This window comes from Lutibacter oricola (assembly GCF_900106565.1).
GTDB lineage: Bacteria > Bacteroidota > Bacteroidia > Flavobacteriales > Flavobacteriaceae > Lutibacter > Lutibacter oricola.
Genome location: NZ_FNNJ01000010.1, coordinates 51,439 through 78,391 on the forward strand (window position 1 = coordinate 51,439; position 26,953 = coordinate 78,391).

Here is a 26,953-nt window from a genome sequence, read left to right on the forward strand (position 1 = left end):
ATAAACAAAATTGTTTATGTTTTTTAAAAAAAAGATAAACAAAAAATATTTTTGATATAATTTTTAACCAGAAAATGTAATTTTTTAAATCTCATTTTCATAGTGATACCAAGGTTTAAGGACCTTATTGTTTGTGTTCAATTAAAATTATTTTATTTTTGATGTAAAAAGATGTCTAAGTGTTTAGAAAAGAGTATATTTGCATCAATATAAATTTATAAAGTAATAATAATGAACAAAGGAACAGTAAAATTCTTCAACGAAACAAAAGGTTTTGGATTTATTAAAGAAGAAGGTTCAGACAAAGAGTATTTCGTACACATTTCTGGATTAGTTGATGAAGTTAGAGAAGGTGATGAAGTAGAATTCGACTTACAAGAAGGAAGAAAAGGAATGAACGCAGTAAATGTAAAAGTTTTATAATATATAACTATTATCATTTTAAGATCTTAAAGCCTATCAATTTTGATAGGCTTTTTTCATGTCTTATTTTTATTTTTTCGCAATCTTTTTAATTATTGAAACAAGTGTAGTTGCAATAATAGCTCCAGTAAAAGCTAAAAATATATCTTTTTGCGCATCCCAAATATCTCCTTGAGTACCTAAATAAGCAGCACCTTGCTCTTTAAAAAATATGTCAGCCACAGCCCATTCTATTAATTCATAAAAAGCACTAACAGATAAAGTTATTTCTATGGGTAGTAACCAAGAAACCCATTTTTTGAATTTAAAACCTATTAAAAATAATTCTCGCATTGGGTATGCCAATAAAAACCCAAAACTAAAATGTACAATTCTATCATAATGGTTTCTCGAAGCATCAAAAAAATCTTGCAACCAAAAACCTAGCGGGTTTTCAGCATAGGTATATTTAGATCCGTACACATGCATTATTAAATAAATAAACATAAGCAAATAACTTAAATCGCTAAATTGTAATTTTTTATATGTTGAAATTAAAACAGCTAAAAATATAATAACCAGTGTGTTTTCTAAAAACCAATTGGCTAAATCTGTAGTTCCTAAAAGAGTCGATAGCCAAAATATAACGAAACTCGATAAGCAAAATAATAGCAGGTAATTTTTAAGTAATGGTATTCTGTGTTTAGAGGTTGCAATACTAAATGTCATAGATTAAATTTTTGTCAAAAATAGTGAACTTTCAATAATAAAATTAACTTTTTCTTCAGAATAGGAATGCTTATCTTTGCAAACTAAAATTTTATTAATGAAAAGAGTAATAGTTGGCTTGTCTGGAGGAGTAGATAGTAGTGTGGCAGCCTATTTGTTAAAAGAACAAGGTTACGAAGTAATTGGACTGTTTATGAAAAATTGGCACGATGATTCTGTAACTATTTCTAATGAATGTCCTTGGCTTGAAGATAGTAATGATGCTATGATTGTAGCTGAAAAACTAGGAATACCTTTTCAGGTTGTTGATTTAAGTGAGCAATATAAAGATCGTATTGTAGATTATATGTTCGATGAATACGAGAAAGGAAGAACTCCTAATCCAGATGTTTTATGTAACAGAGAAATTAAATTTGATGTTTTTATGAAAATTGCATTGGATTTAGGAGCAGATTACGTTGCTACAGGACACTATTGTAGAAAAGGAGAAGAACAAATAAATGGAGTAACAGTTAATAAATTGTTGGCAGGTGTAGATAATAATAAAGATCAATCTTATTTTTTATGTCAGTTATCTCAAAAGCAATTAGCTAAAGCATTGTTTCCAATAGGTGAATTAACAAAGCCAGAAGTTAGAAAAATAGCAGCGGAGCAAGACTTAATTACTGCAGATAAAAAAGACTCTCAAGGGTTATGCTTTATTGGTAAAGTTAGATTGCCAGAGTTTCTTCAACAAAAATTACAACCAAAAGAGGGTATTATAGTTAAAATACCAAACAATTCTCCTATTTATAACAGAGTTTTGCCAAGTTTTAATAATAAGGAACAAGAGTTAGCATTTTTAGCAACAAAGTATAAATATGCAGTAGCAGATGGAAATACTGTAGGAAAACATCAAGGAGCTCATTATTTTACCAAAGGGCAACGTAAAGGTTTGGCTGTTGGAGGAATGAAAGAACCATTGTTTGTAATTGAAACTGATGTAAATGAGAACGTAATATATACAGGTGAAGGTAAACAGCATAAAGGTTTGTATAGAAATGTGTTGTTTATTTCTAATGAAGAATTACATTGGATTCGAGAAGATCTAGCTTTAGAGAATGGAGCTAATCTAAATGTAGAAGCAAGAATTAGATATCGTCAAAAATTAGAAGAGGCAACAATATATAAAGTTGAAAAAGGATTGTATGTTGAGTTTAAAAACCCTCAATCTGCAATTACTGAAGGACAATTTGCTGCTTGGTATTTAAAAGATGAATTAATAGGTTCTGGAGTAATATCGTAAAAATATTGTAAATTAGAACTTTAACTTAAAATTAAAAAAGTGAAAACAAAATTACTACTACTAATTCTTATATGTTCATTTGTTAAAAGTTATGCGCAAGAAGATGCTTGGGTGTATTTTGCAGATAAACCCAGCTCAGCAGGTTTTATTGCTGCACCTATAACAATGTTAACACAACGTTCAATTGATAGACGTATTAAGCATAACATACCGTTTGACATAAAAGATACTCCTATCGAAGCGACTTATGTTGCTGCTATAGCAAGTGCTACCGGTATTTCTGTAAAAGCACGTTCTAAATGGTTAAATGCGCTTCATATACAAGGAAGTGAAACAGATATTAATGCGTTGTTAAGTTTTCCTTTTGTTAGTTCTATTGAGTTTGCTGGCTTATCAAGTGGAAGCAAAACAAATAAGCAACTAAAGCAAAATAAAAAATTAGATATCCAAACTACTTATACGTATGGTAACGCAGGAAATCAAATAAACATGTTTAAAGGAAATGTTTTGCACGAAAATGATTTTACTGGAACAGGAATGTTAATTGCAGTTGTAGACGCTGGTTTTCCAAATCTTAGTAATTTAAAGGCTTTTGATAAAGTAATAAATGAAGGTCGAATTTTAGGAGGTTATGATTTTGTGAATAGAAGTAATACATATGAAACTGGTCATTATCACGGGCAAGCAGTGTTATCCACAATTGCAGGTTATCTAAAAAATGGTGAAAATGGTGCTACAGTAGATTTTGTAGGTACTGCGCCAGATGCAGAATTCTATTTATTTATTTCTGAAAATTCTCCTGTTGAAGTTAAATTAGAAGAAAGTTTATGGGTTGAAGCTGTTGAACGTGCAGATAGTTTGGGTGTAGATGTTGTAAATTCAAGTTTAGGGTATTCTGTATTTTTCGATAATACAAATCATAACTATCAATATAGTCAAATGGATGGTAATACGGCATTTATTACACGTGGTGCGGAGGCCGCATTTTCTAGAGGAATGATTATTGTTAACTCTGCTGGAAATGAAGGACTTGATGCAGAAGGATATAATTGGCCCTATTTAAATGCTCCGGCTGATGGACCATCTGTATTAACAATTGGAGCTGTAAATTCTGCAGGAACAATTGCAGGTTTTAGTTCGTATGGACCAACTGCAGACAATAGAACAAAGCCAGATGTTTGTGCACAAGGACAAGGAGCATATATTATAAATACAGCCGGAAATGTAGCAACCTCAAACGGAACTTCGTTTTCATCTCCAATAATGGCTGGTGCCGTAGCTTGCTTATGGCAAGCATTTCCAGATAAAACAAATGCAGAGATTATTCAGTTAGTAAAAGAATCTGCACATTTATATGCTACTCCTAACAATCATGAAGGTTATGGAATTCCAAATTTTGAATCTGTATTTAATACACTTAATTTTAAAGATAATGTTATATTAGAAGAAGGATTAACATTGTATCCAAACCCAATTATAGATAATTTAAATATTAAATTTCCTAAAGGAATTTCAGAAGTAGAAATTTCTATTTATAGTTTATTAGGAAAAAGACAATTAACTAGTATCGTTTCTAAAAATAAGCAATCACTTTCTTTAGCGCACCTTCCAAAAGGTATGTATATGGCACAAGTGAAATATGGAGATGAGGTAAAAGCAATAAAAGTTTTAAAAAAATAAATGAGCAATAGAATAACTACCCTTTTGGGTATTAAATATCCAATTATTCAAGGTGGAATGGTTTGGAATAGTGGTTGGAGATTGGCTTCAGCTGTTAGTAATGCAGGCGGATTAGGGTTAATTGGAGCAGGATCTATGTATCCAAATGTGTTAAGAGAGCATATTCAAAAATGTAAAAAAGCAACTAATAAACCTTTTGGTGTAAATGTACCTATGTTGTACCCTAATATTGAAGAGGTTATGCAAATAATTATTGATGAAGGTGTAAAAATTGTTTTTACTTCAGCAGGTAACCCAAAAACTTGGACTTCATATTTGCAAAAAAAAGGAATTACTGTTGTGCATGTTGTTAGCAGTGTAAAATTTGCATTAAAATCTGAACAGGCTGGTGTGGATGCTGTTGTTGCTGAAGGTTTCGAAGCAGGTGGACATAATGGTAGAGAAGAGTCTACAACCTTAACTTTAATACCTATGGTAAAAGAAAAGTTAACTATACCAGTTATAGCCGCCGGAGGAATTGCAACAGGAAGAGGTGTGTTAGCTGCAACTGTTTTAGGAGCAGATGGCGTACAAATGGGAAGTAGATTTGTGGCAAGTGAAGAATCATCGGCACACATTAATTTTAAAGATGAAGTGGTTAAAACAAAGGATGGTGACACCTATCTTACTCTAAAAGAATTAGCGCCGGCTCGTTTAATTAAAAATAAATTTTTTAACGATTTACAAGAGCTTTACAAAAATAAAGCAACTGTTGAAGAAATTAGAGAAAAACTAGGAAGAGGTAGAGCAAAAAAAGGAATGTTTGAAGGAGAATTAGATGAAGGAGAATTAGAAATTGGTCAAGTGGCAGGGTTAATTCACAAAGTTAAACCAGTTGCTCAAATTTTTGAAGAAATTATTTCAGAATTTGAAAGTGTAAAAAAGTCTTTATGCTAAAAAAAAATACACTAAGATTAGCTTTTAGGTTTTTTATATTTTGTTGTGTAGCTGTTATATTATGCAGTTATTTAATTGCTGAAACTACGCAAGAACATTTATATTCTAAAGTTGAAAATGTACCAAAGCATAGAGTAGGAGTTGTTTTAGGAACTTCAAAAATACTAACAAATGGCAATGTTAATTTGTATTATAAATACAGGTTAAATGCTGCATATGAATTATATAAAGCTGATAAAATAGAATTTATTTTAATTAGTGGAGATAATAGTACTAAAACTTATGATGAACCTTCAACTTTTAAAAATGATTTAATAGCTTTAGGTGTTCCTGAAAATAAAATTTATTTAGATTATGCAGGTTTTAGAACGTTGGATTCTATGGTTAGAGCCAAAGAAATTTTTGGCTTAACAGATTTTATAGTAATATCTCAAAAATTTCATAACGAGCGAGCCGTATACATTGCAAGAGCTAAGGGAATAAATGCTATAGGTTATAATGCGAAAAATGTATCTAGCAGATATGGTTTTAAAACTAATTTACGAGAAAAATTTGCAAGAGTAAAAGTGTTTTTAGACTTTTTACTTTTTAAGAAACCTAAGTTTTTAGGTGAAAAAATAGAAATAAAATAAAAAAAGGCTAAACATTATGTTTAGCCTTTTTTTTATTTTTTATGATCGTTGTTTTTCTGTTTTTTTGGAGGCATTGGGCCTCTTAAGTGAATGACTAATCCGTTTAAAAAATTACGTAAAAACTGATCTCCACATTCCATATATTTTGGGTGGTCTTCAGCTCTAAATATAGCGCCAAGCTCACTTTTACTTACTTTAAAGTCTACCAATTTACAAATTGCAATAATATCTGTATCACGAAATTTGTGTGCTACTCTAAGTTTTTTAAAAACGTCGTTATTTGTTAATCCCATAGGGCAAAGATAAATTTTTATAAAATAAAAATCTAATAAATAGCATTAATCCTTTTGTTGTTTTAGTTCTAATTGCATTTGTTTTACAGTTTGCGTACTGTTATCATGACTCCAACCTGGTGCACCAAATGTGTACATAAATTTATGATACCAGTTTTTAGATTTTTTAGTGTCGTTCCAAATGTCTTTATATTCGTGCGTAAGAATAACCCAAGGGTTATAAGAGTTTGGTGCTTTAGTAACACCATATTCAATATTAATAGTTTCGTCTAGCTCTTTCCAAGTACCAAAAATTTTATCAAAAATATTTAAAAACCCACCATGATTTTTATCCATATATTCTACATTTCTTGCGTGGTGGACTTGGTGCATAGTGTGCGTGTTAAATATTTTTTCAATAAAACCAAGTTTTGGAATGTAAACAGAATGTAATTGAAATTGCCATAAAGCTTCAATACCTAAACAAACTACTACCATTTCTGGTCTAAAACCAATAGCAGGAATCCACATATAAAATAAAGGTTTGTATAAAATAGTAAACCAACCATTTCTAATAGCCGTTCCTAAATTGTAATTATCAGATGAATGGTGAACAATATGTGCTGCCCAAAGAAAACGTACTGTGTGGTTTTTTCTATGAAACCAGTAATACGTAAAATCGTCTAAAATTTGGCAAGCTATCCAAATGTACCAAGCATAACCAAATGATTCCCAGCCAAAAATGTTAGTTCTAATTCCATTTATTTCAGGATTAAAAAAATCAAATACAAGATTAAAAATAACAATAGCGGAAATTGTTTTAATTAACGGGGCAATTATTGCAGAACCAAGTCCCATAAAAAAGCTTGCACCTAAATCTTTCCACTGGTATAAGTTTTTTTTGTTATGAGTTTTGCTATAGGTTAATTCTAGTAAAATTAGAGCTAAGAAGCAAGGAACTCCATACACTAAAGGGTTTGTAAAATCCATTTATTGATTTAAAATTATTTAAACCCACAATGTAAGCTATTTTTATAGAAGAAATTAGGTTAAGTAGTTTTTTTGATTAAATAGTTTTGATAGTACTAATTATAGTGTAAGTTGCCAATAACCAACATCAATCCATTTATTAAATTTAAATCCTACTTCTTTAAAATGTGCAACCTTTTCGAAGCCAAATTTTTCGTGAATTGCTATACTTGCTTCGTTAGGTAAAGAAATTCCGCCAATTACAATGTGAAAATTATTAGCTTTTAGATAGTCTAATAAATGTTGATATAGTTTTTTACCAATTCCTTTACCAATACTATTTTCATTTAAATAAATAGAACTTTCTACTGTTGCATCATATGCGCTTCGGTCTTTCCAACAACTAGCATATGCATAGCCTACAATTTTATTATTTTCTTCAAAAACAAACCAAGGATATTTAGCGGTAACAGTTTCAATTTTATGTTTTATTATTTCTTCTGAAACTGGAGTTAGATCAAAAGTTACAATAGTGTTATAAACGTGAAAATTATATATATCAGCTATTGCTAAAGCATCAGAAAGTTTAACTTTTCGAATCATTTATTTTTTTAATTTTTTGAAGACCAACTAATACAATTAGTGCCGAAAGTCCACCTCTAATAGCTAAAAAGGTATTTCTATTTTCGGTAGTGTAAGAGAGTATAATTTTATAAAGCTCTCTGTCTTCCATATATTGGCTAATGGTTGTAAATATCATTAACAAACCAACTACAACATAAATAATTCCAATTGTATATTTCATATTATTTTGTAAAAATTAATTTAAGAGCTACAATTAGCATCATAATTCCAAATATTTTTTTTAATATCCGTTGATCTATTTGTAACGCTATTTTTGAACCAATAAAACCACCAATAAAAAAGAGTACCGATACAACTAAAGCCATTTTCCAATTTATTTCACCTGATTGATGGTAATTATAAACAGCAAAAAATGTAACAGGAGGTAACATTACCGCTAAACTCATTCCTTGTGCATTGTGTTGTGTTAATCCTAAGAAAAACACAAACATTGGTACCATAATAATTCCACCACCAACACCTACCAGACCACTAAGTACTCCTGCTAATAAACCAATACAGATTAAGCCAATTATTGTTGTTAATGTCATTTTTACAATAGTTTATTTAGGTAATTTTATTTGATATTTTTTTCTTGATTTATTGTTCAATTTGTTTTCACGCAACCAAGCATTGTGCTCTTTTAAAATTTTATAATTTATTCCAAAACCTTTTGCAAAAGCAGCAATATTAGTTATTGCAGTATCAACTTCAACAAAAGTGGTAGGCTGTAAATTGTATAAATCTTCTTCATCAAAAACAAATCCGTATTTAGTTGGGTGAGATAATATTTCTTTTAAGGCTACAATTCTTGGTAAATATCTTTTAGTTTCTTCACCTAATAATAAATCGTAATAATCATCAACTTTTTGATCTTTTAATCTTCTAGCCATTCCTGCATTACCTGCATTGTATGCAGCAGCAGCCATTGTCCAACTGCCAAATCTTTTTTTAGCAGCTTTTAAATAATTACAGGCAACTTCAGTAGCTTTTTCTAAATGGTAGCGTTCATCTACATTTGTATTTATTTCTAATCCGTTTTCACGCCCTGTAGTTTTCATAATTTGCCAAAAACCTCTAGCACCAGCAGGAGATGTAACGTTTTGTAATCCGCTTTCAATAACTGCTAAGTATTTAAAATCGTTTGGAACACCATTTTTAGCTAAAATAGGTTCGATTACAGGAAAATATTTATGAGCTCTCTTAAATAATAATAAGCCATTAGATTGCCAGTAGGTATTTACTAGTAATTCTCGGTCAATTCGTTCTTTAATATCTGCATTTTCAATAGGAACATGTTCTCCAGCAAAATTTAATCCAGTAGGAACTTTTAAAGCTTTTATTTGATAGGTAGAACTTGTGTTAGTTTCATTATTATTTGAAATTGAAGTTTGTTGTGTTGAAACTATAGTGCTATCTTTTTTTGTACCGTTTATTAGTATAGAGCTTACTAAAATAAGTGCAACTAAGCTTAAGGTTTTAATTAACTTGTTCATGATTTTTTCTTTTTAATAGATGCTTAAAGTACGAATTAATATAATTTGAAGTAAATTATTAATTGAATTTTAACATTATATATGTTCTAGTAATATTTTTGATATGGTTTTAGCTTTATCTAAAATCATAATATGTGTTCCGTTTTTAATGCTAATACAGTTTTCTATATGTTTAATTGGGAAAACGTGATCTTCGACTCCATGTATATGAAGTATCGAATCGTCTATAACTTCATTTTTCCAATGAAGTACGTTATAAATAGACCAGTGTAAATAGCTTTCATCTCTAACCGAAAGGTATTTTTTATAAAGATCTATTCGTTTTTTTGCAAAGTCTCCAAAGGCAAAAACAGAAAAATCTTCCAAATTACTAATGGCTCCTGCAGGAAATAATTTATAAGCCATTGTTGCTTGTATTAGTTTTAAGCGTTTTGGAAGTTCATCTCTACATTTAACACTAGATATAATAACAATTTTAGCATTGTTTAAGTGTTTACCCATTTCTTGGACCATAATACCACCAAAAGAAACTCCAATTAAAATTGGATTTTCTTCTATTACTTGGTTAGCCATTCTAAGGGCATAGTCTTCAATTTTTTCATTTTCAGAAAGAGGAACTAGCCACTCTATGTAGTGAAGTTCAAAATCTTCTTCGGGCAATTTTAAGTATTCAAATATTTTAGAACTGGCCGCTAAACCAGGTACAAAATAAATGTGTTTTTTTGTCTTTTTCATTAGCTATTTAAAATATCGATAACAATTGGTTTTAATCCGCTAAAAAAGAATTCAACTGCAATTACCATTACTATCAATCCCATTAAACGCATCATAACTTTGTTACCAGTTTCACCTAAGAAATCTATAATTTTACTTCCGCCTACATATATTAAATAAGTTAGTAAAATTACTAAAGTAATAATACCAAGTAATACTGCTTTGTGCATTACTGTGTGCGAATCTTCCATTAATACAATAGCGTTTGTAATTGCTCCTGGTCCGCAAATCATAGGTATTGCTAATGGAGTTATTGAAATATCTTCAACGTATGCATCAATTTTTTCTTCTTCTACTGTATGTTTCATAGAACCAAGCCTAGCTTGTAGCATATCCCAGCCCATTGCAAAGAAAATTACACCACCTACAATTCTAAAACTATTTACCGAAATACCGAAGAAATTAAATAATATTTGTCCAGAAAAAGCAAATAATATTAAAGTAATAAGTGCTACAATAGTTGCTTTTTTAGCAGTTTGCACTCTTCTTTTTTTACTTAAATTAGCCGTCATTGTCATAAAAACAGGCATTGAACTCACTGGGTTAATAAGTGTGAAAAAAGAGGTAAAAACCAATATAGCAAATGTGTAAATATCTTCGGTCATAGTTTAAACAAATTTAGGAACTTTTACCCAATCAAAACGAACAATTCCATCTTCATCAATTTTTGTTAATTTTATTGGGTGAAGAGTATTTACGAGTTCTGGATTCCAAGGAGTTTTAACTTTTACATAATTTTCGGTAAAACCATGTATAAATCCATCCTTATTTTCACTTTCAAATAGCACAGTTAACTCATTGTCTAATTGACTTTCGTAAAAAGCTCTACGTTTTTTAACAGATAAACCACGTAACATTTTACTACGTTTAGCACGTACTTTTTGAGGTACAACACCTTTCATTTCTATTGCTTCCGTATTTGGTCTTTCTGAATACGTAAAAACGTGTAAGTACGAAATATCTAATTGACTTAAGTAATTATATGTTTCTAAAAACAGTTCATCAGTTTCACCAGGAAAACCAATAATAACATCAACACCTATACAAGCATTTGGCATTACTTTTTTAATGGCACTAACTCTATCTGTATAAGTAGCTGTTAAATACCTACGTTTCATTAATTTTAATAACTCATCGCTACCACTTTGTAAAGGGATATGAAAATGAGGAACAAAGCTGTTAGAATTTGCAACAAACTCAATAGTTTCGTTTTTTAATAAATTTGGTTCAATAGAAGAAATTCTAAGACGATGAATACCATCAACTTTATCTAATGCTTCAACTAGCTCAAAAAACGTATGTTCGTGTTTTTTGTTACCAAATTCACCCTTACCGTAATCACCAATATTTACACCAGTAAGTACAATTTCTTTTATTTCTTTTTCTGAAATTTCTTTAGCGTTTTTTAAAACATTGCTTAGTTCATCACTTCGAGAAATTCCTCTAGCTAATGGAATTGTGCAGTAAGTACATTTATAATCGCAACCATCTTGTACTTTTAAAAAAGCACGAGTTCTATCTCCAATAGAGTAGGAGCCAACATAAAAATCGGCTTCTTCAATTTCGCAAGAGTGTACTTCGCCCATTTCATTTTTAGAAAGGTCGTTTATATAGTCGGTTACTTTAAATTTTTCGGTAGCACCTAAAACCATATCAACACCATCAACAGCAGCTAATTCTTCAGGTTTTAATTGTGCATAACAACCAATGGCAATTAAAAAAGCATTCTCATTCTTTTTTAACGCATTTTTTACAATCGATTTAAATCGTTTATCAGCATTATCTGTTACCGAACAGGTATTAATTACATATATATCAGCAACTTCATCAAATTCAACACGATCAAAACCTTCGTTTTGAAAGTTACGTGCAATGGTAGAAGTTTCAGAAAAATTTAGTTTACACCCTAAGGTGTAAAATGCCACTTTTTTTTGTGCGCTCATTCTTGTACATTTATCAACTGCAAAAGTACTCAATAAAACGATTATAAAAAACACTAATAAAACCTTTATCAAACACTTGTATTAATTTGAAGATTTAGTTATATTTTAGAAATTATGTTTTATGTAAATAGAGAAAGAATAAATACTTATTAGAAAGAGATTACAATGTACACTATTGATTATAGCTATTTAAATGGGGTTATTAGAGTTAAATTAACAGGAAATATTACTGTAGATGAAGCAGTGGAGTTAACTAAAGAGTTTAATCTTAAACAAAAAGCTAATAAAGCTTATGTACTTACCGATGTAAGAAAAGCTATTTATAATTGGACAGCTAAGGATATTGAGGGTTTATATTCTAAATTGGCTAAGTATTACGATAAGGATAGAGTTACTTATGAGGCAGTTTTAATTGAAGACCCTGAAAAATTTGCACTAACTACTCTATACCACGAAGAAAGAGAGAATGAAAATCATATTTCCAAAATATTTTATTCTGAAGCGGTAGCTATAGAATGGCTATTAACTTTTAAATAATAGTTAGTATAAATAGAAAAATAGATGATAACAAAAACACCAAAACCTCCGTATTATGCTGTAATTTTTTCAACCATTAGAACTTCAATAGACGAAGGTTATATTGAAATGGCTGAAAGAATGGAAGAGTTAGCAAAAGAGCAAGAAGGATATTTAGGAGTAGAGTCTGCTAGAAATGAAGTTGGAATTACCATTTCTTATTGGAGTAGTTTAGATGCTATTTTAAAATGGAAAAACAATGCAGAACATACTGTTGCTAGAAAATTAGGAAAAGAATTATGGTATAAAAAATACCAATTAAGAATTTGTAAAGTAGAACACGAGTATGGGTTTGAGAAATAGAGTTTGGTTGTTAGTTGTTTGTTGTTGGTTCATAATTTCATGTGCTTCCGAAGAGAAAAAACAAAAAGATAATCAGGTGTTTAGATATAATGAGCACGCTAATATTACCACCTTAGATCCTGCTTTTGCTAAAGATTTACGTACGGTTTGGGTTACAAATCAGCTATTTAATGGCTTGGTTCAATTAGATGATAAGTTAGAAGTTCAACCGGATATAGCTAATTCTTGGGCTATTTCTAATGAAGGCAAAACGTATGAGTTTAATTTAAAAAGCAATATTAAATTTCATAAACATAGTTTATTTGGAAAAGATTCTACTAGAACAGTTACAGCTAGTGATTTTGAGTATAGCTTTAATAGATTAATTGATCCAAAAGTTACTTCACCTGGAAAATGGGTATTAGAATTTGTAGATAATTTTAAAGCAAAAAATGATAGTACTTTTGTTATTAATTTGAAACAATCGTTTCCACCTTTTTTAAGCTTAATGAGTATGAAATATTGCTCGGTAGTGCCTAAAGAGGCTGTAGATTATTTTGGAGATACGTTTAGAGCAAATCCAATTGGTACTGGTCCGTTTAAGTTTAAATTGTGGGTAGAGAATACAAAGTTGGTTTTTAGAAAAAATGAGTTGTATTACGAGAAGGATAAAAAGGGAAATAAATTACCCCACTTAGAGGCCGTGGCAATTACTTTTTTGCCAGACAAACAAAGCGAGTTTTTACAGTTTGTACAAGGTAATTTGGACTTTATGAGTAGTATTGATGCTTCTTATAAAGATGATTTGTTAACTACAGAAGGTGAGTTGAAAGAGCATCATAGTTCAAAAATTAATATGATTTCTAGCCCTTATTTAAATACAGAATATTTAGGTGTTTATATGGATGCTGAAGAAAAGGAGGTGAGTTCCATTAAAATAAGAAAAGCTATAAATTATGGCTTTGACCGTGTAAAAATGTTGAAGTTTTTAAGAAATGGAATTGGAACACCTGCAGTAAATGGATTTATACCAAAAGGTTTGCCTAGTTTTAACGAAATGGAAGGTTATACGTACCAACCCGAAAAAGCTAAAAAATTAGTTGAAGAGTATATTGAAGAAACAGGGAATAAAAATCCTTCTATTACTATTAGTACAAATAGTCAATATTTAGATTTATGCGAATACATACAGCGTGAAGTTGGTAAAACAGGTTTACAAGTAAATGTTGATGTAATGCCACCTTCTACACTAAGACAAACTAAAGTAAATGGTAAGTTAAGTATTTTTAGAGGTAGTTGGGTTGCCGATTATCCTGATGCGGAGAATTACCTATTTATTTTTCATAGTAAAAACTTTTCGCCAAAAGGCCCGAACTATGTGCATTATAGTTCAAAAGAATTTGATGATTTATATGAAACTTCAATTCAAATAAATGATAAGTTTGAACGAAGAAAGTTGTATCAAAAAATGGATAGTTTAGTAATGGCTTCGGGAGCTATAATTCCTCTGTATTATGATGAAGTTGTACGTTTTACTCAAAAAAACATTTCAGGTTTAGGAATAAACCCTGTAAATATGTTGACTTTGAAAAATGTTAAAAAAGAATAAATATTTAGTTGCCTTTTAATTCATTCTATATTTTTCTCTATATTCTGAAGGGCTTATACCTTCCTTTTTTTTGAATAATCTTGAGAAATACTGAGGGTATTCAAAACCTAATTCATACGCTACTTCAGAAACAGTTTTGTTAGGTTTTAATAAAATGTTTTTTGCTTCATTAATTAAGTATAACTGTAAATGTTCGGTAGTGGTTTTACCAGTTTCTTGTTTTAAGGTATCGCTAAGGTAACGTTGAGAAATACCTATTTTATTAGCTAATTGCTCTATACTTGGAATACCAATTTCTTGCAGCTGTCCAGTTTCAAAATAAACTTCTAGCTCTTCGTTAAATTTCGTTAATAAATCATTGGAAAGTTCTTTTCTATTAAGAAACTGTCTTTCATAAAAACGGTTAGCATATTTTAATAGTGTACTTAATTGAGAAATAATAATATCTTTACTAAACTCATCTTGGTTATTGTGGTATTCAGTTTTAATGTTTTCTACAATAGATTCTACTAATCTCTCTTCTTTAGGAGAAAGGTGTAAAGCTTCGTTTACAGTGTATGAAAAGAATCCGTATTTCTTAATTTGCTTTGCTAATTCGGTTCCTTTAATAAAATCTTCATGAAAATTAATTGAAAAACCTTTTTGTTCAAAAACAACACTATTATCCCATTGTAATACTTGTCTCGGTGCCATAAAAATAAGTGCACCATTTGTAAAATCATACTTTGTTCTCCCATAGTTTAAGTTTCCTTTTACTATTTTTTTTAAACTAATGGAATAACAATCATGTGTTATTGGAGGAGAACTTTCTTTTGGACAAGGTAAAAAACCATCACCAATTGCAGACAAAACACTTAACATTGGGTGTTCAGGCTGGGGTAATAGCATATATTCGAAATAAGCAGAGAGAGTTTTAAAATGTTTCATTAAAAGTTTTATTTTTCTACTAATATAAGTTGTTCTTTGTAAGCTTTTATTCTGGAATGAGCAGTACCATCTACCAATAAAAGTATTACCATAAATCCAATTGTTGTAATGCTAATTGCTCTCCAAATAGGTTTGTCAACAAATATAATAAACATTGCAGCAATAATTATTATTAACGGAATAGCTTTGAATACAATAGTTTTATATTCTTTTAAAGTTTTATCTGCTCTAATAATTTCTGATTTTACAAATGCTTCTGCATTTGTATGGTGGGCAGTTTCGAATTGGGCAATTCTAGATTTATTAGTAAAAAATAACCCAAGTCCTATTGTTATAAGTAATAAACCAGCTAACAATGTTGGGAAAATATATGCTTTTGCAATATCTGTTTTACCTAATTGCCAAAAGCCAATGCTTGCTGCTACAAACCCAATTCCGAAAAGAATAAAAAAAGGTGTTGAAAATAATTCTGCTTTAGCCCAATTTGTTGCTGTTTTTAATATATCCATAATATTTTCAAATTTAAACATTCCACTTAATACCTGTTGCTTTTTCTGAAATAGCCCAGAGTTTTTCCATTACCGGTTTGTCTTTTGCATGTGGTTCTAATTTGCATTCACCAACTGGTCCTTTAAAATAACCACTTCCTGTTGGCCCATAAAAACCAGCTTCATTTAAATTTGGTTCTGTGGCACACATTAATTGCGGATATGCTCCTTTTTCAGCGGACTGAACCATAGGAGTCAACTTCATTATTTGCCAAATAAATCTAGTTAATAAACTACCGTTAGTTTTTATTAATGATGTTCTGGAAGCACCAGGATGACAGGCATAAGCTTTTACAGTGGTTTTACCAGCTTTTTTTAATCGGTCTTGTAATTCATAGATACACATAATTTGAGCTAACTTACTTTGGCTATATACGCCATTTGGGCTGTAATTCTTGTCCCAATTCATATCATTAAATTGAATGGTTTTGAGGCCTAAATTATATCCCATACTTCCAACAGTTACTATACGACCTTTTGATTCTTCAATACGTGGATAAAGTAAAGCTTGTAGTAAAAAATTACCGTAATGGTTTACACCTAGCTGACTCTCAAAACCATCAACGGTAAGTGTTTGTTTTGGTACTTGAGCAATGGCGGCGTTACAAATCAATGCATCAATTTTAGAAACAGTTTTAAGAATGTCTTGTGCTGATTTTTTTACAGAAGCTAGTGTGGCTAAGTCCAAATGTATATTAGATACTTTTATATTGTTACCAAGAATTTCTTTTAAAGTTTTAATAGTATTTTCTGCTTTTTTTGTATTACGATTGAGCATTACCACTTTTGCTTCTTTTGATAGTAATATTTTTGCAGCTTCAAAACCTGTACCGCTTGTAGTACCTGTAATAACAAAGATTTTATCACTTAAGTTTCCCATTCTTTCTGGAGTCCATCCTTTTTTACCAAATATATTTGTATTCATTATTGTTTATTTTTAGTGTTACAAAGAATAACGCAAAGGTAAGAGTGAGTTTAAGTTAACTTCTTATACTAAAATTCGAATGTTGTATATTTTTTGGTTTATTTAAACCATTTTTAACTTGATTTTAATAATAAATCTTTAGTCTCGTGCTTTTTGAAGTAGATACATTTTTTTATTTTTATAAAATAATTTGCCTAGTTGTGTGGAATTTCAAAAAAAAACGAATAAAAATTAATGAATTTTACTTTTATTTATTTGTTCTAAAACTATTCCAACCACAATAAAAACTAAACCTACAATAGTAGAAATTAATATTTTTTCACCTAAAATAAAGTATACAATTACTAAAGAAAGAAATGGAACTAAGTAAATAAATTTACTGACTTTGGCTGTTGATGTAGATAATTGAAGAGCTTTTGACCAAATAACAAAAGTAATACCCATTTCAAAAAGACCAATATAACTTGCTCCAAGTAATCCGTTTAAGTCTGGGGTTTCAATTTTTGAAAAAATTATTGTTGCAATAAATATGTATATAAAACCAAAAGCAAAATTTAGAAAAAGCTTTGTAATTTCATCCCTTTTATCCTTAGTATTATATATCCAAAAGAAAGCCCAAATTACTGCGGTACTTATAGCTAATAATGCACCATTTAAATTTGTAAAACTAATGTTTAATAGATTTCCTTGTGTAGAAATTATTAAAACGCCAATAAAACTAATAACAATAGAAATAATACTTTTTATGCTAACTTTTTGTTTTAAAATTGGTATAGAAAGTAAGGTTAGCATTATAGGCCAAGTATAATTTAACGGCTGAGCTTCTTGAGCAGGTAAAAGAGAGTAGGCTTTAAATAATAATATGTAATATAAAAAAGGGTTTAAGAAACCTAGTAGAGCAGAATGTATAAAATCTTTTAAAGTATATTTTTTTAAGTTTTTTAATTTATTTTGAGCAATTAATAAAACCAAAAGTATAGCGGTTGAAACAAATGTAGAAATTAACAACAGTTGTAAAAAATTCAAGTACTTTAAAGAAATTTTAAAAGCAGACGCAACAGTAGACCAAACTAGTACAGCACAAATAGCATAAAAGTATGCCATTTTTTGATTTTTCATTTTATCATGTGTTTTAGAAAAATTAAAAAGCTTTTATTTTAAAATTTAGATCATTTATTTTTAAAGTAAATAATTTCTCTATTTGTTTATAGGTGTAATTAAAACTTCAAAAAAATTAGTTTCTTTAGCGGTATTAAATAATTTTTTGTTTAACATTTTACCTTCCACATATGGGTATGCTGTAATAGGTTCAATACAAAGCATATTTGGTACTTCAGTCCATAACATAAAGTTATTATAGCCACTTGTTTTAATATTTACATTACAACCTTTTTCTTTAACTAAGGTTAATTCAGAAGTGTTTAAGATAGGATATGCACTTGCTCCACTATCAATTATATTTTGAAGTGAAATGTTGTTGTTCGAAGTTGAAATTACCTCAGAATTATCGCCAGATAATTTAAAAGCTGGATGGTAGCCTAACATAAAAGGCATATTTTTTTCACATTCAATATTAAAAGTAATTTTTAATGAATTGTTTGTTAGTTCAAAACTTTTTTCAAAATTGAAATTATATGGCCAGTGTAAATTTTCTGCAGAAGATTTTTCTGGAAACTTAGAATTTTTAACAATTGTATTTGCACTATATTTTTTTTGAAAAACAGCAGTATTCGAACTGCTGTTTTTCAAATTATAAGTTAATTCTCTTAAAATACCATGTTGATCTTGCACGGCATTTCCTTTAGGAGTATTTACTAAATAATCCTTATCACTTGTTGGTCCAATTACAGGAAACATTTCAGTGTCAGAATTACGCCAACCAGCACTTCCTTTTTGGTGAATTAATTCTTCGCCGTTTTTTAGGTAACTAATTAACTCTCCGTTTTCTATAGAAACTGAAACTAGTTTGTTAGGGCTTGTTAACTTCATTTTTTCTTTAATTTAAACGAACATCATGCTCAACTTGGTTCAGCATCTCATCATTATAATTGCTTATAGCTATGAGGCCCTGAATCAAGTTTAGGGTGACAAGAATAAAACTTATTTGTTGTTTTCAACAATATAATTCATCATTTTTTTAATTAAATGAACTCTATCATAACCACGTACATTGTGCTCGTGCATTGGGTATGTAAAAAAGTCTATTTGCACTTTTTGTTTAATAGCTTCTTGTAATAAAGACATACTGTGCTGAGGTACTACAACCGGATCAACACTACCGTGAATAATAAGCATTTTTCCGTCTAAATTTTTAATATAATTAGCTACTTTGGTCTTGTTGTAACCCTCTGGATTTTCCTGTGGAGTATCCATATAACGTTCACCATACATAACTTCGTAATATTTCCAGTCAATTACTGGTCCACCTGCAACAGCAGTTGTAAACACACCTGGATTACGTAACATTAAACTAGTAGTCATAAAACCACCATAACTCCAACCGTTAACAGCAATTCTAGAGCTATCTACATAATTTAAGCTTTTTAAATAGTCAATTCCTGTAAGTTGATCGCTAATTTCAGCATCACCTAAATTACGGTGAATAATGCTTTCAAAAGCAAAACCTCTATTAGCAGAACCTCTATTATCTAAAGTAAACACAATATAATCGTTTGCAGTAGCAAATGCTTGCATCCACAAATTAGAACCTCCTAACCAAGAATTTGTAATCATTTGTGCGTGAGGTCCTCCATACACATACACCATAACTGGATATTTTTTTGAAGCATCAAAATTTGCAGGTTTAATAATACGTGTATAAAGTTTAGTACCATCTTCACCTTTTAAGCTTCCAAATTCGGTAGTTCCAATTTTATAATCTTTTAATGGGTTTTTTGAAGTGTAAATAGTTGTTGAAGTTCCTTTTTTTGTATCAATTACATTAATATCATTTGGAGTAGAAAGGTTACTATATTGGTCGATTAAAAAACTACCATCTGAACTTAATTGTGTTCTGTGCGTTCCAGCATCTGTTGTTAATTTTGTGTATTTACCAGATTTTAAATTAACTTTATAAGTGTGGTTTTCTCTTGCATCTTCACTAGTTCCAGTTATAAATACATTTTTAGCTTTGGCATCAAAACCAAGAACGTCATTTACAACCCAATTAAATTTTGTTACTTGTTTTACTAATTTCCCTTCAGTTGTGTATTGGTATAAATTCATAAAACCATCTCGTTCGCTAAACCATAAAAAGTTTGTGTTGCTGTTAGGTATAAAAATAGCATCGTGCTCTGGTTCTGTCCATTTATCGCTAGTTTCTTCTAAAATAGTTTTTACTTTATTACCAGTTTCAACATTGTATAAGTTTAACCAATAATGATTTTGACCTCGGTTGATTTCAGCAATTAAAACAAATTTTTCATCAGGTGTCCAAGAAAGATTTGTTAAATAATGCTCATCTGAGGTGTCAATATTTAAGTAAGAAGTTTTTTGAGTAGCTAAGTTGAAAATACCAATTTTAGCTTGTTCACTTCCTTGTCCTGCCATTGGGTATTTAATATTTTTTAATGAAGCAGGGTATGAGTTAACATCAACTAAAGGATAATTAGTTACGTTACTTTCATCTTTTTGATAAAAAGCTAAATAATTTCCTTTTGGACTCCAAAATGTTCCTTTGTAAATACCAAATTCACTTCTATGTATAGTTTGTCCAGAAACAATATTTTTATCTTTAATATTGGTAACTTCAATTTTTGGATTTGAAGAGTTTGCAATAAATAAATTGTTGTCTAGTGTATAAGCAACAGCTTTAGCCTTTGAATTAAACTCGTTATTTTCAGCTTTTTCATCAAAAGACACAGTAGTTTCTTTTGTTTTAGAAACATAATTGTAAGTTTCAATAGCAGTTCCATTTTGAAATGAAAAAGTTGTTGAAGAAATATCTTTTATTTGCGGAAACCTTTTTAAATTACTGTATGTTTTTTGAAGTGATTCAAAAGAAATATTAGTTGTTATAGTATTACTTTTTGCATTTGTAAAAATTAAACTATTCTCTTTTTGATATACATAAGTATTTGTGTTTTCTACCCAGTGTCTGTTATAAATAGAAGTAGGGTATAAGCCTTTATAATAACCTAGAACTGCATCATCAATAGTTAATTCTTTTTCTTGTGAAAAGCCAAAAAATAAGACACTTAAAAATAGAAATGTAAATAGTTTTTTCATTATTGAGTTTTATTTGTTTTAAAAAATAAAATTAATGAAAATTGTGATTCTATAGTAGTATTATATTAGTTATTATTAAAACTAATCCTAGCCATTATTGGGTTATGGTCCGAGTATTTAACAGGATATGTTTTAAAGTTGTTTACAGGAAAACTTTCATCTGTTAAAATGAAATCAATTCTAAAAGGGAACGGGAAATCATACGTTTTTCCAAAACCTTTACCAGCCTCTTCAAAAGCATCGTTTTTATTTTCTTTTAATTGATGATAAGCCCAAGAAAATGCATTGTTATTAAAATCTCCACAAATTATAGTTTTTAAGTTGCTTTTTGCCATATGCAATTTTAATAATTCAATTTGATTGGCTTGAATTTTAAAAGCTTTCTCTACACGCTTTCTTAGTTTTTCTCCGTTTTCTTTAGTAAGTTCTTCCTTCTGAGGATTTATTTGAAGCGATTGTAAATGAACATTATAGATACGGATTGTATCTTTTCCTTTTAAAATGTCAACAAAAATGGCATTATTATTTGTTGGGCTAGAAAAGTTTAATGATCCTTTGTTTAAGATTTTGTATCTAGTATATATTGCTTGACCAAAAATGCTCTTTTTTTTAGAAAAAGTATATCTGTATGGAAATTTTAAAATTGATTTTTTGTCGTTAGAATATTCTTGTAAACAAAGAATGTCTGGTTGTTTATTCGTAATAAAATCTATTATCTTTTTATCAACACCTTCTTCCTTAATGTTTTTATATTTATTGAACATACGTACATTGTAGCTCATTATTTTGGTATCACTTTCTAGTAAAATTTTCTTTTCTGAAATATTATAAAACTTAGTTAAATATGGAAAGCCAATTAGTAATACGAATAAAGACAATAAAAATTGTTTTTTTAATTTAATAAGCCAGTAAATAGCAAATATTAAGTTTATTAGTATTAAAAAAGGTACAGATAAGCTAATTATAGAAATTAGAGATATTGAGTTTGGAGATATAAAATAGGTTAAATAAGAGAGTATAAGTAATGTTGCCAATAAAGAATTGACAAAGAATAATAATTTATCTAGTAGGGATAATTTTTTCATATTATTTTCTTCCAGCTCTAAATAAAAAGTCTTTTTCTTTTTGTGTTAAACTATCATATCCAGATTTACTAATTTTATCTAGAATGTCGTTAATTTTACCTTGTTTATTTTTAGATACCTCATTTTTAGTACTAGATCTTCTTTTAGATTTATGTACAGTTTTAAGGTTTGAATTCTTTTTATTTGTAAACAAATTAGTAAAAAAATCAATACTATTTTCAAACCATTTACCAATATCATTTCCTTGACTTAATTGTTTAGAATAAACAAAACCTAGTAGAGCGCCACTTAAATGAGCAATTGCACCACCATTATCATTATTAGTAAGTTGTAATATATTTAACGAAACATAAATTGCAGCTAATACCCAAAGTTCAACACTGCCAATAAAGCGTAAACGTAGTGCGTAACGTGGCACTTTAGTAGCAATAGCAACAAAAACAGTTGCAATAGCAGCAGATGCTCCTGCTAGGGGTAATCCGTTTTGTTGGGTAAAATAATAAGTAGTTAAAAAAGCAATACCACCAACAAATAAACCTAAAAAGTAAAAGTTTAGGAATTGTTTTTTAGTGTAAAAATCTAAAAACAAATTACCTATATAATACAGTACTAATAAATTTGAAATTAAATGTATAAAACGTTGATGTATAAAACCATATGATAATAATGTCCAAGGTTTTGTAATAAAACTATCTATGTTTGAAGGCAATGCAAACCATTCAATTATAAAATTGCTTAAAAGTGCAGTTACCAAAAATAGAAATGCATTTATATAAACAATCCGTTCAACTATGTTGGCTTTGTTGTAAGCAGCTTTTATGTCGTTTAGTATATTCAAATTAGTTCCAGCGTTTAAATTGATTTTGTTTCCAATACCAAGCTATTAAAAATCCTATTAAAGCCCCACCAACGTGTGCAAAGTGAGCAACGTTTCCTATTGAATATTTAGTCATTCCAAAGAATAAATCTCCAAAAATAATTAATGGTATAAAATATTTTGCAGCAATTGGAACAGGGAAAAATATAAGAGCCAGTTTAGCGTTAGGAAAACTTAATCCAAATGCAACTAAAATTCCATAAACAGCACCAGATGCTCCAACAGCAGGCGTATGGTATGTTGCATAAAATTCATTAAGTTGTTCGCTAGAAACGGTCTGTAATATGCTATCGTTATAACTTCCTGTAGTTAAAATGTTTTTAATATCTTCAGCAGACATTCCAATATTTATTAATTGATCGTAAACACCGTTAAATTGGAAGTAATTTACCAATGTATAAATGACACCGGCACCTAAACCCGCAGATAAATAAAAGAAAATAAATTTATTTTTTCCCCACATTTGTTCAAGTGGAGTACCAAAAGCCCACAAACCATACATATTAAAAAGTATGTGCGATATGCCTCCGTGCATAAACATATGAGTAGCAAACTGCCAAAATCCGAATTTTTCGTTTTCAGGAAAGTATAAAGCAAACATACTGTCTAAGCCTAAATTAGGCAATAGTTGTGGCGCCACAAAAAAGATGACGTTTATTATTATTAAATGTTTTACAGCTTCAGTAATTCTTCCCATAATTTAATTAGTTAACAAGGTTAATTGTTAAATCGTTTATCAATTTCATCAATATTAACTGTAACAAAGGTTTTTTTACCAAACGGAGATAAATCTGGTTGTTTGGTTAAAAATAAATTGTTTACAATTTCTTCTTGTTCTTTAGCATCTAATTTTGTGCCAGTTTTAATAGCAAGACTTTTTGCCAAACTTTTTGCCATTATGTCAAGTTGACTAAAACTTGTATCAGGAATATCGTTTTTAATATCGTCTAATAATTGTTCAATAATTATAGTAGTTTGGCTTTCGGTAATATTTACCGGAATACCTTTTATAACAATAGTTTCATTAGTTATAGTATCAAATAAAAAGCCTACACTTTCTAAATCTTCTTTAATTTCTTTAATTAAATCAATATCAGTAGCACTAAAATTTATTTCTAAAGGAAACAACAATTGTTGGCTCATAGCATCTTTAACAGTTATGTTTTCTAAAAATTCTTCATATAAAATACGTTGGTGTGCTAAATTTTGGTGTATATATACAATTCCCGATTTTATACTACTAACAATATATTTTGAGTGTATTTGATATGTTTTGTTAACAGTTTTTTCTTCAGTAAATAATTGATTTAAAACTGGTTCAGCTTCAACTTCAATTTTCTCTACATCAAGACCAGTATACAAACTATCCCAATTAGCTTCTTCTTTTTTAAAGGGCTTTGGGGTATATGGTTTTGAAGTGGTTTCAGCTTTAAAGGGATTAAAATCTGGGTTAACCGAAACTTTAGGTGTTGAAGGTGCTGTTTTATTTTTGAAATTATACGGCGTATCTAATTGCGCATCTCTATTAAAATCTAAAACAGGTGCTACATTATATTGCCCTAAACTATGCTTTATGGTTGAACGCAATATGGCATACAGCGTTTTTTCATCGTCAAACTTAATTTCAGTTTTTGTTGGATGAATATTTATATCAATACTTTTAGCAGGTACGTTTAAAAATAAAAAATACGTAGGAAAATGTCCGTTAGAAATTAACCCTTCAAAAGCACTTGTAACAGCATGATTTAAATAGGCATTTTTAATAAACCTGTCGTTTACAAAAAAGAATTGTTCACCTCTTTTTTTCTTAGCAAATTCTGGTTTAGCCACAAAACCTGTAATTTCAACTACATCGGTAGCTTCGCTTATAGGAACTAATTTTTCATTGGTTTTTTTACCTAAAATAGAAACAATACGTTGACGTAAATTTCCTTTGGGTAATACATATATTTCACTATCGTTATGGTGAAATGAAAATGCAATAGATGGATGTGCTAAAGATACTCTTTGAAATTCATTAACAATATGCCTGGTTTCAACGGTGTTTGATTTTAAAAAGTTTCTACGTGCTGGTATGTTATAAAACAAGTTTTTAACAGAAAGTGAAGTTCCTGTTGAAGCAGAAACACTTTCTTGAGAAGTTACGGCACTACCTTCTATTTTAATAAGTGTACCTAGTTCTTCTGTTTCTTGTTTGGTTTTTAATTCTACATGTGCAATTGCGGCAATAGATGCTAAAGCTTCACCTCTAAAACCTTTAGTTTGTAGATTAAATAAATCTTCTGCTTTTTGAATTTTTGAAGTTGCATGACGTTCAAAACATAAACGAGCATCGGTAACACTCATTCCTTTTCCATTATCAATAACTTGAACTAAGGTTCTGCCTGAATCTTTAACAATAAGTTTTATTGAAGTAGCACCTGCATCAATAGCGTTTTCTAGTAATTCTTTAACAACGGATGATGGGCGCTGAACAACTTCCCCAGCTGCAATTTGATTAGCAACGTGGTCTGGTAATAATTGAATGATGTCGGACATTAAAACGGTTTCTTGAAAATTGATAAATCAAAATCAATAATATAGAGAAATATAAAAACAAGAATAGCAGCAACTATAATAATTACTTTATTAAAACCATAGTTTTCTGATGCCTTCATTTCATCTAAAGCAGAGTTAACTTTGCCTTTTAGATTTTGTTTTTCTCCAACAGTAGATCTAAACTCATCAAACTTATGTCTAACTTCATATGGATTACCATCACCTTTAAAATACCTTGGTTTGTATTCGAATTTTTTATTTTTTCGCTTGCTTAAAATTCCCATAATAGTCAAATATACTTAAAAAATAAGATATTTTAATACGATTAAAAGTGTAAAAAAAAGTTAAAATGTAAAGATTATTGCCGTATGCTTATAAGTTTGCCATTTTAATTGCGGCAATAGCACATTCAATACCTTTGTTACCGTGTTTACCTCCAGAACGATCTAAAGATTGTTGTTTTGTATTGTCGGTTAAAACACAAAAAATAACAGGTACATCGTATTTAACATTCAAATCTACAATACCTTGCGTAACACCTTCACATACAAAATCGAAGTGTTTAGTTTCACCTTGAATAACATTTCCAATTGCAATAATAGCATCAACCTTTTGAGTTTCTATCATTTTTTTACAACCGTATACCAATTCAAAACTTCCAGGTACATCCCATTTTACAATGTTACCTTGTAATGCTCCATTTTCTAAAAGAGCTTCTTGAGCACCTAAATAAAGGTTGTTTGTAATTTCAGGATTCCATTCTGAAACAACAATCCCAAATCGAAAATTTTTCGCATTTGGGATTGTTGCTTTATCGTAATAAGATAAATCTGTTGTTGCCATACAACGTATTAGTTTTTAGCAAATGTTGCTTTATTAATATAAATATCAATATTTCTAGCTTCGTTAGAAGTAGGGTAATCTTTTTTAATTCTAGAAAAAGCGTCTAAAGCTTTAGAGTATTTTTCTAATTCCATTGCTGTGTTACCAGCTTTAAATAAAAATAAAGGAGTAGAAAAATTGTTGTCTCTTAAGTTAGCAGCTTCTAAATAGTAATCTAAAGCGTCTTCTGGTTGGTTAATATCAGCAAAAGCATCACCAATTGCACCTTTAGCAGTTGGAGCTAATAACTCATCTTCAGAAGTGAATTTTTGTAAATGCGAAATAGCTTCTTTATAGTTACTCATTTTTAAGTACGATAAACCAGCGTAGTAGTTTGCTAAATTTCCTGCAGAAGTTCCACTGAATTTATCAGCAATATCAACAAAACCGTATTTACCGTCAGTTCCGTCTAAACCTAAAGTTAACAAAGAATCTACAGCAACAGAGCTTGTCATTGCTTTTTCGAAATAAGTTTTAGGAAAAGCTAATTCGTTTGCAGCTTCTTTTTCTTTTGGAGCAGCTACAAATTTATTGTATGCTAAGTATCCCAAAATTCCTGCTACTACTAAACCTAATAATATAAAAATTATTTTTTGGTTTTTAATAACCCATTGTTCCGATTTTGAAGCGGTTTCATCTAAAGTATTAAATACTTCAGCTGTTGTAGATTGTTCCTCAACTACTTGTTGAGTTTTCTTTATTTTACCACCAGTCTTTTTATATGTTGCCATTTAT

The 26,953-nt window shown here is 29.6% G+C and carries 31 protein-coding genes; 8 read left to right on the plus strand and 23 right to left on the minus strand.

What is annotated here, in order from left to right:
• The first annotated feature begins 231 nt into the window (after positions 1 to 231).
• A complete protein-coding gene (locus BLU40_RS14595) occupies positions 232 to 423 on the plus strand; it encodes a cold-shock protein (protein ID WP_090125197.1) in 192 nt (63 codons plus the stop codon).
• A gap of 69 nt (positions 424 to 492) precedes the next feature.
• Here BLU40_RS14595 and BLU40_RS14600 read toward each other — a convergent pair whose 3' ends face one another.
• Complete coding sequence (locus BLU40_RS14600; RefSeq protein WP_090125200.1) at positions 493 to 1,131, minus strand: DUF2238 domain-containing protein; 639 nt, start codon at positions 1,129 to 1,131, stop codon at positions 493 to 495.
• Positions 1,132 to 1,228: 97 nt separating this feature from the next.
• Between BLU40_RS14600 and mnmA the strand changes: the two genes are divergently transcribed.
• The 4 genes from mnmA to BLU40_RS14620 are packed head-to-tail and all read left to right on the plus strand — an operon-like array spanning position 1,229 to position 5,664.
• Positions 1,229 to 2,416 carry a tRNA 2-thiouridine(34) synthase MnmA gene (gene mnmA / locus BLU40_RS14605; RefSeq protein ID WP_090125203.1) on the plus strand — a complete coding sequence of 396 codons (1,188 nt, stop codon included), beginning with the start codon at positions 1,229 to 1,231 and terminating at the stop codon, positions 2,414 to 2,416.
• Between the two features lie 39 nt (positions 2,417 to 2,455).
• Complete coding sequence (locus tag BLU40_RS14610; protein ID WP_245729956.1) at positions 2,456 to 4,096, plus strand: S8 family serine peptidase; 1,641 nt, start codon at positions 2,456 to 2,458, stop codon at positions 4,094 to 4,096.
• On the plus strand, positions 4,097 to 5,032 hold the full coding sequence (locus BLU40_RS14615) for an NAD(P)H-dependent flavin oxidoreductase (RefSeq protein WP_090125205.1): 936 nt from the start codon (positions 4,097 to 4,099) through the stop codon (positions 5,030 to 5,032).
• Positions 5,026 to 5,664, plus strand: coding sequence for a SanA/YdcF family protein (locus BLU40_RS14620; protein WP_090125207.1), 639 nt, complete (start codon positions 5,026 to 5,028; stop codon positions 5,662 to 5,664). The genes BLU40_RS14615 and BLU40_RS14620 overlap by 7 nt, the downstream gene beginning before the upstream one ends.
• Positions 5,665 to 5,696: 32 nt before the next feature.
• Here BLU40_RS14620 and BLU40_RS14625 read toward each other — a convergent pair whose 3' ends face one another.
• The 9 genes from BLU40_RS14625 to mtaB all read right to left on the minus strand — a co-directional run bounded on the left by BLU40_RS14625 (position 5,697) and on the right by mtaB (position 11,742).
• Positions 5,697 to 5,957, minus strand: a complete 261-nt coding sequence (locus BLU40_RS14625) for a DUF1456 family protein (protein WP_090125210.1) — start codon at positions 5,955 to 5,957, stop codon at positions 5,697 to 5,699.
• Positions 5,958 to 6,002: 45 nt separating this feature from the next.
• Entirely contained in the window at positions 6,003 to 6,926 is a 924-nt protein-coding gene (locus BLU40_RS14630) for a sterol desaturase family protein (RefSeq protein WP_090125213.1), read from the minus strand.
• A gap of 99 nt (positions 6,927 to 7,025) precedes the next feature.
• Positions 7,026 to 7,508 carry a GNAT family N-acetyltransferase gene (locus BLU40_RS14635; RefSeq protein WP_090125217.1) on the minus strand — a complete coding sequence of 161 codons (483 nt, stop codon included), beginning with the start codon at positions 7,506 to 7,508 and terminating at the stop codon, positions 7,026 to 7,028.
• A complete protein-coding gene (locus BLU40_RS14640) occupies positions 7,492 to 7,710 on the minus strand; it encodes a hypothetical protein (protein WP_090125220.1) in 219 nt (72 codons plus the stop codon). The genes BLU40_RS14635 and BLU40_RS14640 overlap by 17 nt, the downstream gene beginning before the upstream one ends.
• 1 nt (position 7,711) lies before the next feature.
• Entirely contained in the window at positions 7,712 to 8,080 is a 369-nt protein-coding gene (locus BLU40_RS14645) for a sulfite exporter TauE/SafE family protein (protein ID WP_090125223.1), read from the minus strand.
• 12 nt (positions 8,081 to 8,092) lie between these two features.
• Positions 8,093 to 9,025: a lytic transglycosylase domain-containing protein gene (locus tag BLU40_RS14650; protein WP_090125226.1), complete on the minus strand. Its 933-nt coding sequence runs from the start codon at positions 9,023 to 9,025 to the stop codon at positions 8,093 to 8,095.
• Positions 9,026 to 9,100: 75 nt separating this feature from the next.
• The gene (locus BLU40_RS14655) at positions 9,101 to 9,760 is read right to left on the minus strand and encodes an alpha/beta hydrolase family protein (protein ID WP_090125229.1); all 660 of its coding nucleotides are present in this window, start codon (positions 9,758 to 9,760) and stop codon (positions 9,101 to 9,103) included.
• Positions 9,760 to 10,404 carry a MarC family protein gene (locus tag BLU40_RS14660; protein ID WP_090125232.1) on the minus strand — a complete coding sequence of 215 codons (645 nt, stop codon included), beginning with the start codon at positions 10,402 to 10,404 and terminating at the stop codon, positions 9,760 to 9,762. The genes BLU40_RS14655 and BLU40_RS14660 overlap by 1 nt, the downstream gene beginning before the upstream one ends.
• Positions 10,405 to 10,407: 3 nt before the next feature.
• The gene (gene mtaB, locus BLU40_RS14665) at positions 10,408 to 11,742 is read right to left on the minus strand and encodes a tRNA (N(6)-L-threonylcarbamoyladenosine(37)-C(2))-methylthiotransferase MtaB (RefSeq protein WP_090125234.1); all 1,335 of its coding nucleotides are present in this window, start codon (positions 11,740 to 11,742) and stop codon (positions 10,408 to 10,410) included.
• Positions 11,743 to 11,907: 165 nt separating this feature from the next.
• Here mtaB and BLU40_RS14670 point away from each other — a divergent pair, with 165 nt between their 5' ends.
• The 3 genes from BLU40_RS14670 to BLU40_RS14680 are packed head-to-tail and all read left to right on the plus strand — an operon-like array spanning position 11,908 to position 14,209.
• Positions 11,908 to 12,279 carry a hypothetical protein gene (locus BLU40_RS14670; protein WP_090125238.1) on the plus strand — a complete coding sequence of 124 codons (372 nt, stop codon included), beginning with the start codon at positions 11,908 to 11,910 and terminating at the stop codon, positions 12,277 to 12,279.
• A 24-nt stretch (positions 12,280 to 12,303) separates the two neighbouring features.
• The gene (locus BLU40_RS14675; RefSeq protein ID WP_090125242.1) at positions 12,304 to 12,621 is read left to right on the plus strand and encodes an antibiotic biosynthesis monooxygenase family protein; all 318 of its coding nucleotides are present in this window, start codon (positions 12,304 to 12,306) and stop codon (positions 12,619 to 12,621) included.
• Entirely contained in the window at positions 12,605 to 14,209 is a 1,605-nt protein-coding gene (locus BLU40_RS14680; protein ID WP_090125247.1) for an ABC transporter substrate-binding protein, read from the plus strand. The genes BLU40_RS14675 and BLU40_RS14680 overlap by 17 nt, the downstream gene beginning before the upstream one ends.
• 15 nt (positions 14,210 to 14,224) lie before the next feature.
• Here the strand turns inward: BLU40_RS14680 and BLU40_RS14685 are convergent, their stop codons facing one another.
• The 13 genes from BLU40_RS14685 to BLU40_RS14745 all read right to left on the minus strand — a co-directional run bounded on the left by BLU40_RS14685 (position 14,225) and on the right by BLU40_RS14745 (position 26,949).
• Positions 14,225 to 15,136, minus strand: coding sequence for a helix-turn-helix domain-containing protein (locus BLU40_RS14685; protein WP_090125250.1), 912 nt, complete (start codon positions 15,134 to 15,136; stop codon positions 14,225 to 14,227).
• 8 nt (positions 15,137 to 15,144) lie between these two features.
• On the minus strand, positions 15,145 to 15,645 hold the full coding sequence (locus BLU40_RS14690) for a hypothetical protein (protein WP_090125490.1): 501 nt from the start codon (positions 15,643 to 15,645) through the stop codon (positions 15,145 to 15,147).
• A 13-nt stretch (positions 15,646 to 15,658) separates the two neighbouring features.
• The gene (locus tag BLU40_RS14695; protein WP_090125253.1) at positions 15,659 to 16,609 is read right to left on the minus strand and encodes an SDR family oxidoreductase; all 951 of its coding nucleotides are present in this window, start codon (positions 16,607 to 16,609) and stop codon (positions 15,659 to 15,661) included.
• 231 nt (positions 16,610 to 16,840) lie between these two features.
• Positions 16,841 to 17,728 (minus strand): DMT family transporter, encoded by an 888-nt coding sequence (locus tag BLU40_RS14700; RefSeq protein ID WP_090125256.1) that lies wholly within the window; start codon positions 17,726 to 17,728, stop codon positions 16,841 to 16,843.
• Positions 17,729 to 17,806: 78 nt separating this feature from the next.
• A complete protein-coding gene (locus BLU40_RS14705) occupies positions 17,807 to 18,598 on the minus strand; it encodes an aldose epimerase family protein (protein ID WP_090125258.1) in 792 nt (263 codons plus the stop codon).
• A gap of 111 nt (positions 18,599 to 18,709) precedes the next feature.
• Positions 18,710 to 20,836, minus strand: a complete 2,127-nt coding sequence (locus BLU40_RS14710) for a S9 family peptidase (protein WP_090125261.1) — start codon at positions 20,834 to 20,836, stop codon at positions 18,710 to 18,712.
• A 65-nt stretch (positions 20,837 to 20,901) separates the two neighbouring features.
• Positions 20,902 to 21,921 (minus strand): endonuclease/exonuclease/phosphatase family protein, encoded by a 1,020-nt coding sequence (locus BLU40_RS14715; RefSeq protein ID WP_090125264.1) that lies wholly within the window; start codon positions 21,919 to 21,921, stop codon positions 20,902 to 20,904.
• A 1-nt stretch (position 21,922) separates the two neighbouring features.
• A complete protein-coding gene (locus BLU40_RS14720; protein ID WP_090125267.1) occupies positions 21,923 to 22,759 on the minus strand; it encodes a rhomboid family intramembrane serine protease in 837 nt (278 codons plus the stop codon).
• A 1-nt stretch (position 22,760) separates the two neighbouring features.
• Entirely contained in the window at positions 22,761 to 23,495 is a 735-nt protein-coding gene (locus tag BLU40_RS14725; RefSeq protein ID WP_090125270.1) for a rhomboid family intramembrane serine protease, read from the minus strand.
• Positions 23,496 to 23,515: 20 nt separating this feature from the next.
• Positions 23,516 to 25,336: a DNA mismatch repair endonuclease MutL gene (gene mutL / locus BLU40_RS14730; protein WP_090125272.1), complete on the minus strand. Its 1,821-nt coding sequence runs from the start codon at positions 25,334 to 25,336 to the stop codon at positions 23,516 to 23,518.
• Positions 25,336 to 25,620: a riboflavin synthase subunit beta gene (locus BLU40_RS14735; protein ID WP_090125275.1), complete on the minus strand. Its 285-nt coding sequence runs from the start codon at positions 25,618 to 25,620 to the stop codon at positions 25,336 to 25,338. The genes mutL and BLU40_RS14735 overlap by 1 nt, the downstream gene beginning before the upstream one ends.
• 88 nt (positions 25,621 to 25,708) lie before the next feature.
• Positions 25,709 to 26,179, minus strand: a complete 471-nt coding sequence (gene ribH / locus BLU40_RS14740; protein WP_090125278.1) for a 6,7-dimethyl-8-ribityllumazine synthase — start codon at positions 26,177 to 26,179, stop codon at positions 25,709 to 25,711.
• A gap of 8 nt (positions 26,180 to 26,187) precedes the next feature.
• Positions 26,188 to 26,949 (minus strand): tetratricopeptide repeat protein, encoded by a 762-nt coding sequence (locus tag BLU40_RS14745; RefSeq protein ID WP_090125281.1) that lies wholly within the window; start codon positions 26,947 to 26,949, stop codon positions 26,188 to 26,190.
• Between the last annotated feature and the right edge of the window lie 4 nt (positions 26,950 to 26,953).